Source organism: Hymenobacter sp. UYAg731, from assembly GCF_054061335.1.
In genome coordinates this window covers 266,715-280,434 of sequence record NZ_JBSSEC010000003.1, presented here as the reverse complement: position 1 = coordinate 280,434, position 13,720 = coordinate 266,715, and the positions used below count along the sequence as shown (strand labels likewise).

Annotated in this window: 13 protein-coding genes; 10 read left to right on the top strand and 3 right to left on the bottom strand. The window is 62.4% G+C overall.

Features of this window, described 5'->3' with window-relative positions:
* Nucleotides 1-112: 112 nt before the first annotated feature.
* From ACVWYF_RS09315 to ACVWYF_RS09275, 9 genes are all read left to right on the top strand, one after another.
* Complete coding sequence (locus ACVWYF_RS09315; RefSeq protein WP_457067046.1) at nucleotides 113-694, top strand: NUDIX domain-containing protein; 582 nt, start codon at nucleotides 113-115, stop codon at nucleotides 692-694.
* A gap of 110 nt (nucleotides 695-804) precedes the next feature.
* Nucleotides 805-1,620, top strand: coding sequence for a lysophospholipid acyltransferase family protein (locus ACVWYF_RS09310; RefSeq protein ID WP_457067043.1), 816 nt, complete (start codon nucleotides 805-807; stop codon nucleotides 1,618-1,620).
* A 27-nt stretch (nucleotides 1,621-1,647) separates the two neighbouring features.
* On the top strand, nucleotides 1,648-1,935 hold the full coding sequence (gene gatC, locus ACVWYF_RS09305; protein ID WP_168671800.1) for an Asp-tRNA(Asn)/Glu-tRNA(Gln) amidotransferase subunit GatC: 288 nt from the start codon (nucleotides 1,648-1,650) through the stop codon (nucleotides 1,933-1,935).
* 3 nt (nucleotides 1,936-1,938) lie between these two features.
* Nucleotides 1,939-4,836 carry a hypothetical protein gene (locus ACVWYF_RS09300; RefSeq protein ID WP_457067040.1) on the top strand — a complete coding sequence of 966 codons (2,898 nt, stop codon included), beginning with the start codon at nucleotides 1,939-1,941 and terminating at the stop codon, nucleotides 4,834-4,836.
* Nucleotides 4,837-4,848: 12 nt separating this feature from the next.
* A complete protein-coding gene (locus ACVWYF_RS09295; RefSeq protein WP_457067037.1) occupies nucleotides 4,849-5,568 on the top strand; it encodes an ABC transporter ATP-binding protein in 720 nt (239 codons plus the stop codon).
* 142 nt (nucleotides 5,569-5,710) lie between these two features.
* Nucleotides 5,711-6,259: a cob(I)yrinic acid a,c-diamide adenosyltransferase gene (locus ACVWYF_RS09290; RefSeq protein WP_457067034.1), complete on the top strand. Its 549-nt coding sequence runs from the start codon at nucleotides 5,711-5,713 to the stop codon at nucleotides 6,257-6,259.
* A gap of 144 nt (nucleotides 6,260-6,403) precedes the next feature.
* Nucleotides 6,404-7,468 (top strand): branched-chain amino acid aminotransferase, encoded by a 1,065-nt coding sequence (locus ACVWYF_RS09285; protein ID WP_457067032.1) that lies wholly within the window; start codon nucleotides 6,404-6,406, stop codon nucleotides 7,466-7,468.
* A gap of 177 nt (nucleotides 7,469-7,645) precedes the next feature.
* Complete coding sequence (gcvT, locus tag ACVWYF_RS09280) at nucleotides 7,646-8,749, top strand: glycine cleavage system aminomethyltransferase GcvT (RefSeq protein ID WP_457067029.1); 1,104 nt, start codon at nucleotides 7,646-7,648, stop codon at nucleotides 8,747-8,749.
* 156 nt (nucleotides 8,750-8,905) lie between these two features.
* On the top strand, nucleotides 8,906-9,625 hold the full coding sequence (locus tag ACVWYF_RS09275) for a 2-phosphosulfolactate phosphatase (RefSeq protein WP_457067027.1): 720 nt from the start codon (nucleotides 8,906-8,908) through the stop codon (nucleotides 9,623-9,625).
* Between the two features lie 114 nt (nucleotides 9,626-9,739).
* Here ACVWYF_RS09275 and ACVWYF_RS09270 read toward each other — a convergent pair whose 3' ends face one another.
* Both ACVWYF_RS09270 and dtd read right to left on the bottom strand, forming a co-directional pair.
* A complete protein-coding gene (locus ACVWYF_RS09270) occupies nucleotides 9,740-10,066 on the bottom strand; it encodes a nucleotide pyrophosphohydrolase (RefSeq protein WP_457067024.1) in 327 nt (108 codons plus the stop codon).
* Nucleotides 10,067-10,090: 24 nt separating this feature from the next.
* The gene (gene dtd, locus ACVWYF_RS09265; protein ID WP_457067021.1) at nucleotides 10,091-10,537 is read right to left on the bottom strand and encodes a D-aminoacyl-tRNA deacylase; all 447 of its coding nucleotides are present in this window, start codon (nucleotides 10,535-10,537) and stop codon (nucleotides 10,091-10,093) included.
* 88 nt (nucleotides 10,538-10,625) lie between these two features.
* Between dtd and ACVWYF_RS09260 the strand changes: the two genes are divergently transcribed.
* Complete coding sequence (locus ACVWYF_RS09260) at nucleotides 10,626-12,143, top strand: hypothetical protein (RefSeq protein WP_457067018.1); 1,518 nt, start codon at nucleotides 10,626-10,628, stop codon at nucleotides 12,141-12,143.
* 122 nt (nucleotides 12,144-12,265) lie between these two features.
* Here the strand turns inward: ACVWYF_RS09260 and ACVWYF_RS09255 are convergent, their stop codons facing one another.
* Entirely contained in the window at nucleotides 12,266-13,684 is a 1,419-nt protein-coding gene (locus ACVWYF_RS09255; protein WP_457067015.1) for a hypothetical protein, read from the bottom strand.
* Between the last annotated feature and the right edge of the window lie 36 nt (nucleotides 13,685-13,720).

Here is a 13,720-nt window from a genome sequence, read left to right as displayed (position 1 = left end):
GGCACGTTTTTCACGGCGGATGGCGGGTAAGCATCTGCGAATGGTAACTTCATGAAGACCGCAGCCGGCGTATTTTTGCATTATCAACTCCATACTTCCCTCGCCAACAGCCATGCAATCCGTAACCCGTCCCGATGTGGACGAAACCCATAATCCCTGGCATACGCTCAGCAGCGAAATCAAGTACCATAATCCGTGGATTTCGGTGCGCGAAGACCAGGTGCAGAACCCCGGCGGCGGCCAAGGCATCTACGGGGTGGTTACGATGAAGAACAAGGCGCTGGGCATTGTGCCCGTCGATGCCGAGGGCAATACCTGGCTGGTGGGCCAGTACCGCTACCCGCTGAACGAGTACAGCTGGGAAATTCCGATGGGCGGCGGGCTCGTCGAGCTGGATGTGCTGGAATCGGCCCAGCGCGAGCTCAAAGAAGAAACCGGCCTCACGGCAGCGCGCTGGACGCGCATTGCCCGCCTGCACACCTCCAACTCGGTGACGGACGAAGAAGGCTTTGTGTACCTGGCCGAAGACCTGACGCAGGGCGAGCTAGAGCCCGAAGAAACCGAAGACCTGCGCCTGTGGAAGCTGCCGCTGGCCGAAGCCATTCGCATGGTGATGGACGACCGCATTACGGATGGCATCAGCGTGGCCGGCCTGTTGAAGGCGGAGAAAGTGCTGGCCGCCCGCGCTCAGTAGTGGTTTCGGGGAGCAGTCTTGCGGCCTTGTGTAAGCCCTTCGCTGCCTGACCCAATCCGTTTGCGCCATGCACAACGGCCAACTAGCCTAACTTTGCCGATATGCGCCATATGCTTCGTTACCTTGGCCAGCGCCTTTACACTACGTGGGCGGTGGTGTGGTTCATTATTCCCTTCGTCTTGATTTACCCTTTGCAGTGGTATTTCAGCCGGCGGCCCACGGGCGGTGGGGTGGTGCATGCGCTGAACCGGTTTTGGTCGTGGCTCTCTATTACGATGTGGGGCATGCCGGTGGAAGTGGTACGCGAAAGCAAAGGCCCCAATCCGCAGCCCTGCGTGTACGTGGCCAATCACGGCTCGTACGTCGATATCATGATGCTGTTTAAGTACATCCCGGGCTTTTTGAATATGATGGGCAAGGCCTCGCTGGCGCGGGTGCCGGTGTGGGGGCCTCTTTTTGGCAACGTCTATATTACGGTGGACCGGGCTAGCGCCGTGAGCCGGGGCCGGGCCATGGTGGCCGCCCGGCGTACCCTGGCCGCTGGCAACAGCATTGCCATTTTTGCCGAAGGCCGGATTTCGCCCATGCCCGGCAAGGAGCTGCTGCCGTTTCTGGACGGCGCGTTTCAGATGGCCATTGAGGCCGGGGTTCCCATCGTGCCGGTGGGCATGCCACTGAACCACATGTTTATGCCCGATGTGGAAAAGGACCTGCGCGTGCGCTACCACCGGCTCAAAATCGTTTTTCACCCACCTATTCCTACCGCCGGCCTCACTTTGGCGGATATTCCGGAACTGAAGACGCGGGTATATGCGCAACTAGCTGCCGATTTCCTGCCCGAAGGAGCCATGAAGCCCGGTCGCAGCACTTGGCGCGCCCCGGTGGCCGCTGTCCCACCCAAGGAGCAGCCCGCAACCAACTCCTAACTCTTAATTCAAAACTCCCAACTATAAATGAGCACTGACCTTGGCACCCTGCGCGGCCTGGCCCATCTGGCCCGCCTCGAATTTGACGAAACCCGCGAGCAGCAAATGCTCGGCGACCTGAACAATATCCTTGATTTCGTGGCCCAGCTCGAAGGTCTCGATACGACCGGTGTGGAGCCGCTGGTACACCTTTCGCAGGAAATCAACGTGTTGCGCGACGACGAAGCCCGCAACACCGTGAGCCACCAGGACGGCCTGCGCAACGCGCCCCGCAAGGATTCGGACTACTTCCGCGTGCCCAAAGTGCTGGAATAGTTGGTGAAGCCGCAATCCGTAAGCACTCGCGCCGTGGCGCGGCCCGGCTGGCTGGTCTGGTTGGCCGCGCTGGCCGTAGGCCTGACCATCTTTTATTATTTCACGGGCGAAAACAGCACCCTGCCCGTGCGGGAGGTGGCGCACCTGCAAACCATGCCGCTAACGCTGGATAGCGTGGCGGCCGGCCCGGTGCATCTGCCGGTGCAGGCCAGTGGCTTCATCGTGACGCTAACGCACGACGTGGTAGGGCCATTTACGCAGCCCGTGGCGGCGGGCATGTTTCTGGTGCTGCTGGCGGTGCTGTTGGCGGGCTGGGTGGCGGTGGTGAGCACACTGGCCCGCACGGCTTTCGTGGCCGGCATGGTGCCGGTTATTTTCCTGCTGCTGTCGCTCAATACCGAGTCGCTGGGCATTTTCAATACCAACGAGCGGTATTTCCTGTACCTGATGCTGGGGCTGGTGGGCGGCGTGGGCTTCGTGCTGCACGCTTTTGCGGAGGGCTGGCCGCTGTGGCGGCGCGCCGTGGCGATGGGCACCGTGGTGGTGGGGCTGAGCGCCTTGCTGCTTGCCCAAAGCCAGCTGTCCGTCGTGGATACCGTGTTGCAGCTGGCGGCGTATGCTACGCCGGGCGGCGCGGTGCTGGTGGGGCTGCTGGTGCTGTGGGTGGGCGTGGAGAATATCCGCGCCCTGCTGTGGTTCAACACCCAGGCGGAACAGCCGGCGGGGCGGTTCGGCTTGCTACCGTTTGTGGCAGCCAGCCTGCTCTACCTGGGCACGCTGCTGCTGTATGTTTGGAACGACGGCGCGTTGCAACTGCTGCCCGGCCTGAGCCTCGACCCGCTGGTGCTGCTGCTGCCGGCCGTGGTGGCCGGCTGGCTGGGCCTGCGCCTGCGCGCACCCAGCTACGCGGCGTGGGTGCCGTATGCCCGGGGGGCGGCACAGCTGTACCCGCTGGTGGTGCTGGGCGCGGCCGGGTCGCTGGGCTACGCGTTTGCCACGGCCAATACGCCGCTGCTGGTGGCAGCCCGCGATTTCACGGGGCTGGCGCTGCTGCTGCTCGGGGCACCGTTTCTGCTGTATGTGCTCCTGAATTTTGCGCCGCTCATCCGGCAGCGCCTGCGGGTGTACCGGGTGGTGTTTGAGCCGCGCCGGCTGCCATTCTACGCGGTATATATTCTGGGGATTGGCGGGCTGGTGGCGGTGCAGTCGCGCCAGAATTTCCCGCTGCCCGACCATGTGATGGCCGGCCAGTACAACTACCTCGGCGACCTCACGCGCCAGCAAAGCGAAGCTGCGCCCGACGACCTCAGCCTCGCCGGCCTGGCCGAGCGCTACTACGCCGAAAGCGGCGACGTGCTGTACCGCGCCAACCGGCACGCCGAGTTTGGCCGGGCGGCGATTTTCCGTTTCCGCCAGCAGCGCCGGAACGAGATAATATCCCTGCGCCGCGCCCTGCTGCGCGGCCCGGATGAAAAGGTGTCGTTGCGCCTGGCCACGCTCTATAATGACCCCGATGACCTGTTTGAAGGCCTCGACATCCTGCGGCTGGGGTTGAAAGCCCACCCGCGCAGCGCGGCGCTGGCCGGCGATTTGGCCCAGCTCTTCACCCGCACCACAATCACGGATTCCGTGGCCTTCTACCTCGATAAAGCCGAGCGGCTGGCCCCCGGCAGCTACGCCAGCAGCACCAACCAGCTGGCCTTCCTGCTCAGCCAAAACCTGCTGGCCGATGCCCGCCAGCGCGCGGCCAAGCTGAATCTGAAGACCACCGAGCCGGCCCTGATGAGCAACTACGCGCTGCTCCAGCTCCGCACCGCTGCCCCGATGGAGCCCACGCCCGTCGCCCCGGCCGCCGAGGTGCAGGTGCTGGACGAAGCCAGCTTTGCCCAGCTCTACCACGCGGTGCTGTGGGACGTGACCCGGCGCAAGGCCCAGCTCACGCCTGCCTTGTTTACGCAACTAAACCGCTTGGCCACGCAGCCGGCCAATGCCAGCTACTACGAGCAGCTCTTGTTTCTGCAGGCGCTGGCGCGGCACGCGCTGGGGCAGGAGCAGGTGGCGCGGCAACTGCTGTTGCCGCTGGCGGCGGGTACTGCGGCTACTTCGGCCTATTTCCAGTATTTGCTAGGGCTATGGCAGTTGCAGCAAGAACAGTATGCTGTTGCCGCTGAGCAAATAGCTTCGGCCGCCCGTAATGGATTTAATGGTACGCTTCCCGCTCGTTCATTTGCGCTGCTTGCTAGTTATGGGCCGGATTCGCTGAGCGTGATTCAAAAGGAATTGAATGCTTTGATAGATTCAACGGATAAGCAAAATGCACGGCGAGCCCTTCGTGAGATGAATAATAAATGGGGCGATTTTGAGGACCGACTGCATTGGAACGTTCATATTGATGCGATGGCAAAAGATAGAACTCCGGTAGCTTTGGAAGCTTGGCTCACTAAAATAGCCTCTTTTGAAGCGACAAATGGAAATGGCAAAATATTGCCCGTTGGAGTTGTTCTCTATGGTCAGGCTGTGTTGGCTCGACTGCGCAGCCAGACAGCTTTGGAGAAACAGCTTTACCAGCGCATTGTGCGCGAAGCCCCGTTCAACGCGCCGGCCGTCCTCGCGGCGGCGGGATTCTACTCGCGCCGGCACGACTACACAGCGGCCTACTCGGCCCTGCGCACCGGCCTCGATGAAAACCCGCAGTCGCTGCCGCTGTTGAAGGCCTACGTGCTGGCCGCCGCCGATGCCGGCCTGACCGAATACGCCGCCGAGGCCCTGGCCCAGCTGCGCCGGCTGCTCCCGCCCGCTACGTATGCTACTTTAGCAACGGAGTACACCGCTCATCAGGCAGCCCGCGCGGCGGCCGGGGCGTCCTTCTCCGAAGCACCCGTTTCCTCACCTCTGCAATAAGCTCCCTGCTCCATGAATCCGAACGTTATTGAAACCACGGACATCGCCAAAACCTACGTGATGGGCACCGAGGAAATCCACGCGCTGCGCTCGGTGAGCATCAAGATTCCGCGCGGTGAGTACGTGGCGTTTATGGGGCCGTCGGGCTCGGGCAAGTCCACGCTGATGAACATTATTGGCTGCCTCGATACGCCCAGCAAGGGCCAGTACATCCTCAACGGGCAGGACGTGAGCCGCATGAGCGACAACCAGTTGGCTGAAGTGCGCAACAAGGAAATCGGCTTTGTTTTCCAGAGCTTCAACCTGCTGCCCCGCTCCAGCGCCCTAGATAACGTGGCCCTGCCGCTCATCTATGCCGGTCTGAGCAAGCGCGAGCGCACCGAGCGCGCCATGGAAAGCCTGCGCTCGGTGGGCCTGGCCGACCGAGCCTCACACCGCCCCAATGAGCTGAGCGGCGGCCAGCGCCAGCGCGTGGCCATTGCCCGCGCCCTCGTCAACAACCCCAGCGTGCTGCTGGCCGATGAGCCCACCGGCGCCCTCGACTCAAAAACCAGCCACGAAATCATGGACCTGTTTGAGGCGCTGTACGCCAAGGGCAACACCATCATCATGGTGACGCACGAAGAGGACATTGCCCGCTACGCCCACCGCATCGTGCGCCTGCGCGACGGGCTGGTGGAGACGGACGAAATCAACCACGACGTGATGAAGCACGCCGTAGCCGGCCACTAAGTTGAACGGCCGTTAGAAAGGCCGTCATGCTGAGCGCAGCCGAAGCATCTCTACCGTAATAGTAAACCCAATTAGTTGCGCAGTAGAGATGCTTCGGCTGCGCTCAGCATGACGTTTTAAAAGCGTTAGCACTTAAATCAACATGAAAATCTACACCAAAACTGGCGACAAAGGCCTGACCTCCCTCATTGGCGGCACCCGCGTGCCCAAGAGTAGCCTGCGCATCGAGTGCTACGGCACGGTGGACGAGCTGAACTCCCACATCGGGCTGGTGCGCGACCAGGAGGTGAATGCCGCCCGTCGGCCCCTGCTCAAAGAGATTCAGGACCGCCTGTTCACCATCGGCTCGGCCTTGGCGGCCGACCCCGAGAAGTCGAGAATGAAACTGCCCGACCTGCACGCCGCCGATGTGACGCTGCTGGAAGACGAAATGGACCGCCTCAACCTCGATTTACCCGAACTGCGTGCCTTTATTCTGCCGGGCGGCCACCCGGCCGTAAGCCACGCCCACGTAGCCCGTTGCGTGTGCCGCCGCGCCGAGCGCCTCGTCATTCACCTCGCCGAAGACGCTTTTGTGGCCGAACTGGTGGTGGTGTACCTGAACCGCCTGTCTGATTTTCTGTTTGTGCTAAGCCGGGCCATGGCCCACGAGTTGGGCGTGGAAGAAGTGACCTGGCAGGCCCGCATCTGAACCGAACTGCTACAATAAAACGTCATGCATAGATTATGATATGCGCGACGTTCTCTCCTGCAAAATACCCGCTTAATTACCCACTCGCTCTCCAATTCCGTACTCGGAAAATCCCACCCACGCTTACCTCGTAACTGCCTTTTTATGATAGACATTCTTCCGATTCATACGCAGCCAAGCACGGCCTCGCGTCTGGCCACGCAAGACTTCGACAACCTCGAATTCGGCAAAGTTTTCGCTGACCATATGTTCGTGGTGGATTACCGCGACGGCGAGTGGCAGGACGCCCAGATTCTGCCCTACGGCGACCTCTCCGTGAGCCCGGCCAACTCGGCCCTGCACTACGGCCAGGCCATTTTTGAAGGCATGAAGGCCTACCACCAGACCGATGGCGGCGTGGCCTTGTTTCGTCCTCTCGACAACTGGGCGCGCCTCAACGCCTCGGCCGAGCGTATGTGCATGCCCACCATCCCGGAAGAACTGTTCATGCAGGGGCTGCGCGAGCTCATCAAGCTCGATGCGGGCTGGGTGCCCACGTTTGCCGGCAGCTCGCTCTACATCCGCCCGTTCATGTTTGCCACCGATGGCTTCATCGGCGTGCGGCCGTCGGAGGAATATCGATTCGTGATTTTCACTTGCCCAGTGGGCCTGTATTACAATAAGCCCCTGCGCGTACGCTTCGAGCAGAAGTACGTGCGCTCGGCCGAGGGCGGCGCGGGCTTTGCCAAAAACGCCGGCAACTACGGCGCGGCCATGTACCCCACTAAGCTGGCTCAGCAGGAAGGCTACAACCAGCTCATCTGGACCGACGCTTCGGAGCACCGCTACGTGGAAGAGTCGGGCACGATGAACGCCATTTTCGTGATTGATGGCCGCGTGGTGACGCCCGCCCTCAGCACCAGCATCCTCGATGGCATCACGCGCCGCAGCGTGCTGGAACTGGCCCACGACATGGGCCTGCCCGTGGAAGAGCGCAAAGTGAGCAGCCGCGAAATCATGGAAGCCCTGCAGGCCGGCAAGTTGGAAGAAGCCTTTGGAGCTGGTACTGCCGCCACCATCGCGCCCATCTCCGTTATCGGCTACGAAGGTCACGACTACGAGCTGCCCGCAGTTGGCCCCAAAGCCTTCTCGAAGCGCGTAGGCGCGGCCCTGGATGCCATTCGCACCGGCGAAGGTGCCGATGTGCATAACTGGATGGTGGCTGTATAATTAGCCGTAGCGCGAACTTTGTAGTTCGCGTTCCCGCGCCTTTTAAATCGTTCCGGGACGCGAACTACAAAGTTCGCGCTACAGAAAAAGCCGCTTCAGAATGAAGCGGCTTTTCTTTTTTGCCCCACCTTTGCAGCACCATTCGCCAACCCACCCATCCGCCAACCCGCCACATACATGACCGTTTCCCTGAAAACCGTTACCCTCGATAGCAAGCACCGCGAGCTGGGTGCCAAAATGGTGCCCTTCGCCGGCTACGACATGCCGGTGCGCTACTCTTCCGACCTCGATGAGCACCATACCGTGCGCCGCGCCGTGGGCATGTTCGACGTGTCGCACATGGGCGAATTCCGCCTGCGCGGCCCCCAGGCCCTCGACCTCATCCAGCGCGTGACCAGCAACGACGCCAGCAAGCTCACCGATGGCAAAGCCCAATACTCCTGCCTGCCCAACCACGACGGCGGCATCGTGGACGACCTGCTGGTGTACAAGCTGGCCGATGAGGACTACCTGCTGGTAGTCAATGCTTCCAACATCGAAAAAGACTGGAACTGGATTCAGCACCACAACACGCAGGGCGTGGAAATGGAGGATATCTCGGACCGCACCAGCCTGTTTGCCGTGCAGGGCCCGAAGGCGCAGGCCGCGCTGCAGTCGCTCACCGACGTGGATTTGAGCAGCATTCCGTACTATTCCTTCGTGCAGGGCACCTTCGCCGGCGCGCCCGATGTCATTATTTCGGCCACCGGCTACACCGGCGCGGGCGGGTTTGAGCTGTACATTCCGAACGAGAGCGCCGCGATGGTTTGGGATAAAATCATGCTCGCCGGCCAGCCCTACGGCATCAAGCCCATTGGCCTGGGCGCGCGCGACACCCTGCGCCTCGAAATGGGCTACTGCCTCTACGGCAACGACATCGACGACACCACCTCGCCGCTCGAAGCCGGCCTGGGCTGGATTACCAAGTTCACCAAGGACTTCACCAACTCCGAAAACCTCAAGAAGCAGAAGGAAGCCGGCGTGACCAAAAAGCTGGTGGGCTTCGTGATGGACGGTCCCGGCATTCCGCGCGGCCACTACGAACTAGTAGACGCCGCCGGCCAGAAAATCGGCGACGTCACCAGCGGCACGCAGTCGCCCTCGCTCAGCAAAGGCATTGGCATGGGCTACGTGAAAAGCGAGCTGGCGGCCCCCGGCACGCAGATTTTCGTCCAGATTCGCGGCAAGAACCTGCCCGCCACGGTGAGCAAATTGCCGCTGACCAAAGGCACAGAGGAGTAGCTGCCGGAGTAGCGCGAAATTCTGTTTCGCGGTGCCACCTTGCGGCGAATGCGGCACCGTGCTATTTGGCGCGGTGCCGCCTTTTTTTAGCTTTCATCCAACGTCTTATTCGTCGCTGCGCGGCGACGCGAAATGAAATTTCGCGCTACTCGTTTTATGCCTAAACTAGACATTTGTTTTTCGCCCGAGTTGCTGCCCTTGTATAACCTGCGCGGTAAGGTGGCCGTTATCGTGGATATTTTGCGGGCTTCCAGCACCATCGTCACGGCGCTGGGGGAGGGGGTAACCCACGTTTTCCCGGTGGCTTCGCTGGAGGAATGCACTGCCTACGGCCAGCAGCACGGCAGCCTGACTGCCGCCGAGCGCGACGGCCTCGCTGCCTCCGGCTTTGATTTGGGTAACTCGCCATTCGGCTTTCTCGATGCGGCCCGGCCGGTGCGCGGCCGCGCGCTCGCCATCAGCACGACCAATGGCACGGCGGCGCTGCGCCGCTCGCTGGCGGCGGAAGCGGTAGTAGTGGGCAGCTTCCTGAATCTGGCGGCCGTGGCGGAATTCGCCCGCCGCCAGCAGCGCGATGTACTGGTGGTGTGCGCTGGCTGGAAGGGCCAGTTCTGCCTCGAAGACACCGTATTCGGCGGTGCGCTGGCCGAGCGGCTGAGTGCGGATTTCGACGTGCGCGGCTCCGATGCCACGCTGGCCGCCCTGAATTTGTGGGAGCAGGGCAAGGCTGACTTGCCAGCGTATCTGCTGCAATCGGCCCATGTTCGGCGGCTTAATTCACTGGAGGCCAGCAAGGATTTTGAGTTCTGCCTGCGGATTGATTCCTATGCCGACGTGTTGCCCGTGTGGCGGGAGGACCGGTTAGTCCGCACATAGAAGAAGGTCATGCTGAGCGAAGCCGAAGCATCTATACCGTGTAAGTAAATAATTACTAATGCTGTAGAGATGATTCGGCTTCGCTCAGTATGACGGCCTTTATAACTATTTGAATCACTTCAGCTTCTCATTATCCTGGTGTCGCTGGCTGTCGCGCTGGGTTTTCTTGGCTAGGTTGCGGGTCATCGCCTCGGTGAGGTCGACGCCGGTTTGGTTTGCGAGGCAGATGACGACGAACAGGACATCTGCGAGCTCGTCGCCCAGCTCGCGGCCCTTGTCCGATTCCTTGAACGACTGCTCGCCGTACTGGCGGGAGATGAGACGGGCCACTTCACCCACTTCTTCCGTGAGGATGGCCATGTTGGTCAACTCGTTGAAATAGCGCACGCCGGTGGTTGTAATCCAGGTGTCAACGGTCTTCTGGGCTTCTTCGAGGGTCATATTTGGAAAATAAAGGGGCGGAGTTTAGGCCGGCGAATCGAGTACGATGGTCACCGGGCCATCATTGAGCAGGCTGACTTTCATATCGGCTCCGAAGATGCCGGTGGGTACGGGCCGGCCCAACTCGGCAGTCACCATCGCCACAAACTGCTCATAAAGCGGTTCGGCCACGGCGGGTGGGGCGGCCCCGATGTAGCTGGGGCGGTTGCCCTTGCGGGCATCGGCCAGTAGTGTAAACTGGCTCACCACCAGGATTTGCCCGCCGATGTCCTGCACGCTGCGGTTCATTTGGCCATTATCATCGCCGAAAATGCGGAGCTGCACCAGCTTGCGGCACATCCAGGTGAGGGAAACCGTGTTATCGGTAGGGGAGAAGCCGGCCAGCACCAGCAGGCCCGGGCCAATCTGACCCGTAACCTGACCGCCGACGGTAACCGAGGCTTCGCTGACGCGTTGAATAACGAGACGCATATTTTTTTAGTGAAACGGGTAAAGCCGGAAGCTGAACCGAATGTTGCGACGGGTGTGCCGACCTTCGCGCCCGTCCGCGCCACCGCTCATGCTCCCATCTGACCCCGCAAATAACGACCCCTTCTCCGCTACCCGCCGCTCGTGGCTGCTGGGGGCGCTGCTGCTGGTGGCCAGCACCCGGCTGTGGCGGCTGGCCGAGGCCGGCGCACCCGACTTCGACTCGGTGCGCAACTGGCAGATAGCCCAGCAGTTGGCGCACGGCGATTTCTCCCAGCTTTTCCACCACGGCAGCCCCGGGTTTAATCTTTTCTACCTGCCGGTGGCATTGTTCGCGCAGCGCTTTCTGGTATTCCAAACCATCAATGCGCTGCTCGGCGTGGCCGGGCTGGGGTTTTTCGCGGCCTGGGTGAGTCGCAAAGCCAGCCTCAGCGGCCCCGAAGCGGCGGGTCTGGTGCTGCTGGGCGGCACCTCGTTGCTGCTCACGTTTTCGGGCCGCGATTTCACCATGAGCTCGCTCAACCTCGTGCTTTTTGCGGGGCTTTTGCGCAGCCACCTGGCGCGCTTGCAGCAGCCCCGGCTCAGTGCTCTGCCCCTCGTGGCCCTGTGGCTGGCGCTGGGCCTGAGTGTGGATTATAAATTTCTGTTCACCATTCCCATCCTCGTAGTGCTGGAATGGTGGCAGGCCGACGGCCTGTGGCGGCAGCCGCGCGTCTGGGGGCGGGTGTTGAGCATCCTGGCCGCGCCCTACGTGCTGCTGGGCGCGCTGGGGTGGCTGGTGGGCCTGCCGTGGTACCGCTGGCTGGCCTTCTACGTGCGCGTGGCCCTGCCCAAAACTGCTAACCTGGCGGGCCGGCAGGCTACGCTGCAACCCGATTTTCTATACTACTTCCGCTACCTGGGCCGCTTCGAGTCGCCGCTGCTGCTGGGGCTGGGGCTGGCCGCTTGGCTTGTGCTGCGCCAGTGGCGGGCCGGTGGGTGGGCCGCCACCCGGCAGTGGCCGGTGCTGCTCTATCTGTTGGTGTGGGCCGCGCTGCTGCTGACCGGCATGTCCCTGGTGGTAAAAGCGCCCCGGGGGCTGCTGTTTGCCTACCTGCCGCTGGCTGCGCTGGCCGTGCTGAGCGGCCGGCGCGTGCTGCCCGGCTGGGCGCTGGCCGGGGTGCTGCTGGCGGCCGTGGGCCAGAATGTATTCCGCATTCAACAGGAGCTATTCGCGCCGCTGCCCACGCACTACCCGCAGGTGGCGGCGTGGCTGCGGCAGCACGGGGCCACCCGGGTGGCCAGCACCGTGAGCCTGGGCCTGGCCCCGTACCTGAATAAGCAACAAACCCTGACCGTCGTCACGGATGAGCGGCAGCTGGCCACCCTGCGCCGCCAGGGCGTGCAGTACGTGCTACTTGATGGCTACCGGCACGTAGCGGGCGTGGCCCGGTTCGATTCGCTCCAGGCCCAGCGCCCGGTGGCGGCCTGGCCCGAGCCGCCGCTGCACCGGCCGCTGCTGTTTCTGGAGCATTCCGAGTTCACGGGGCTGGGCTACGCCGAAACCCTGGCCGCGTGCCAGGCCGCCCGGGCCGACTCGCTGCCTCTGCGCCTGTACAGGCTGCAATAGTCACGGCAAAACACACGGTTATTCAGTGAAAAAAACTCCGTGGTTCAGCCCTTTCAAGAGGACCAGACCACGGAGTTTCTTTCAATCGAATTAACAGGATGAACAGACCGGCCAGCCCGGCACTATTGCGCCGTTGCCGGCAGCTTGTTCACGTCGATGGCCGGGATTTGGGTGCGGTAGGCGCGGTTGAGGGCGGCAATGATGGTGTTGGCCAGCAGGGCGTTGCCGCGTGGCGTGAGCGAGTAGTAATCCAGCGAGAAGAAATTGCCCCGCACCAGCTCGGGCGAGTATTGCACGCCGGCCGCCGAAATAACACCGGATACCTGGTTGAAAAGCAGCAAATCCGGGTCCAGGGTAGTTAAGCTGCCCGTAGGAGTGAGGATGGGGAGCTTGTAAACGTCTCTGGCCAAGCGTTCAAGCTCGCCATTATAGCTGGTTACCACGCCGTTAATCCGGTTCAATTCCTCCGATTTATCGAGCACATCAGCATCGCGGATGGGGTTGCGGCTGTCGCGGCCGTAGGGCAGCATCAGTGTTGTGCCGTTCACCACCACGGGCGTGGGGCGGCCAATGCGGCCGAGGGCCGTGGCCAGCACGTAGTCGTCGTTGGTGATATGCACCGCCGGGTTCACGCCAATTGGGTCGGCGATGTAGATGCGGGCCGTGTCGCCGAAGCTGGCTTGCAGACGAGCCTCCAGGCTCAGGCCCTGCCCAGCCCGCAAAAATGGCAGGCTGGTAAGCGTGGGCAGCCGAATAATGACGCCCGGCTGGCCTTTGGCCGTGAGGCGGTCGAGCACCTTGCGGACGTTGTTGCGCATGATGGTGATGCTGGGCACCGCGGCCGCATTAGCCCCGCACTGGCCGCCGCTACGCAGGTAGGGCATCACGTCGTCGAGACCTTGGAAGTAGGTGAAGAAGGTAGCCGTGGCGGCCGCATCGGTCACAGCTTGCAGGTAGGTGCGGCTGTCGGCGGCCGGCAGCAGGCGCTCAAAGTAGGGGTTGAAAGCCACGCCGGGGCGGGCGTTGGCCTCATTGCCCAAGCCGATGGTTTCGAGCTGGGCCAGGGTGATGCCCGGCACGCCCAGGTTCTGGGGCAGGGCGCTGGCCGTGGCTGAGCGCACCAGCAGACGCGTCGTGTCGGGGGTGCCGCAGGTGCCGGGGTTGATAACGGCGCTGCCCCGCAGGGCCTGCCCGGCCACGCGCGTGCTGCGCACCAAGCCCGTAGACGCGAAGTCGACAAAGTTCAGGTAGCCCGAGCCCGTGCCCGGCTCCAGCAGCGGCTGCGTGAAGCTGCCCCCGCCCGAGGCCAGCGCGAACTGCTGGGCCAGCAGGTTTGGAAACGAGTATTCCTGGCTGGTGCGAGTGAGGCCGCCCGCGCTCAGGCCGGCCGTGTAGGAGTCGCCCACGGCCAGGTAGTGGCTCAGGTTGAGGCTGGCGCTGGGGGCGGGGGTGTCCTGGGTGGGGGCACAGGCCGTGAGCATCAGGGCGGTGGCGGCCACCAGGCCGGCGCGGCCCAGGAGCGTAAAAGAGAAATGCTTCATCGCGGAAATCGGAAACGAAAATGCAGAATGAGGGGA

What these genes read in the sequence shown, in the direction of transcription:
- ACVWYF_RS09315 (WP_457067046.1), top strand. Translation starts at nt 113, where the DNA reads ATGCAATCCGTAACCCGTCCCGATGTGGACGAAACCCATAATCCCTGG.
- ACVWYF_RS09310 (WP_457067043.1), top strand. Translation starts at nt 805, where the DNA reads ATGCTTCGTTACCTTGGCCAGCGCCTTTACACTACGTGGGCGGTGGTG.
- gatC (WP_168671800.1), top strand. Translation starts at nt 1,648, where the DNA reads ATGAGCACTGACCTTGGCACCCTGCGCGGCCTGGCCCATCTGGCCCGC.
- ACVWYF_RS09295 (WP_457067037.1), top strand. Translation starts at nt 4,849, where the DNA reads ATGAATCCGAACGTTATTGAAACCACGGACATCGCCAAAACCTACGTG.
- ACVWYF_RS09290 (WP_457067034.1), top strand. Translation starts at nt 5,711, where the DNA reads ATGAAAATCTACACCAAAACTGGCGACAAAGGCCTGACCTCCCTCATT.
- ACVWYF_RS09285 (WP_457067032.1), top strand. Translation starts at nt 6,404, where the DNA reads ATGATAGACATTCTTCCGATTCATACGCAGCCAAGCACGGCCTCGCGT.
- gcvT (WP_457067029.1), top strand. Translation starts at nt 7,646, where the DNA reads ATGACCGTTTCCCTGAAAACCGTTACCCTCGATAGCAAGCACCGCGAG.
- ACVWYF_RS09275 (WP_457067027.1), top strand. Translation starts at nt 8,906, where the DNA reads ATGCCTAAACTAGACATTTGTTTTTCGCCCGAGTTGCTGCCCTTGTAT.
- ACVWYF_RS09270 (WP_457067024.1), bottom strand. Translation starts at nt 10,066, where the DNA reads ATGACCCTCGAAGAAGCCCAGAAGACCGTTGACACCTGGATTACAACC.
- dtd (WP_457067021.1), bottom strand. Translation starts at nt 10,537, where the DNA reads ATGCGTCTCGTTATTCAACGCGTCAGCGAAGCCTCGGTTACCGTCGGC.
- ACVWYF_RS09260 (WP_457067018.1), top strand. Translation starts at nt 10,626, where the DNA reads ATGCTCCCATCTGACCCCGCAAATAACGACCCCTTCTCCGCTACCCGC.
- ACVWYF_RS09255 (WP_457067015.1), bottom strand. Translation starts at nt 13,684, where the DNA reads ATGAAGCATTTCTCTTTTACGCTCCTGGGCCGCGCCGGCCTGGTGGCC.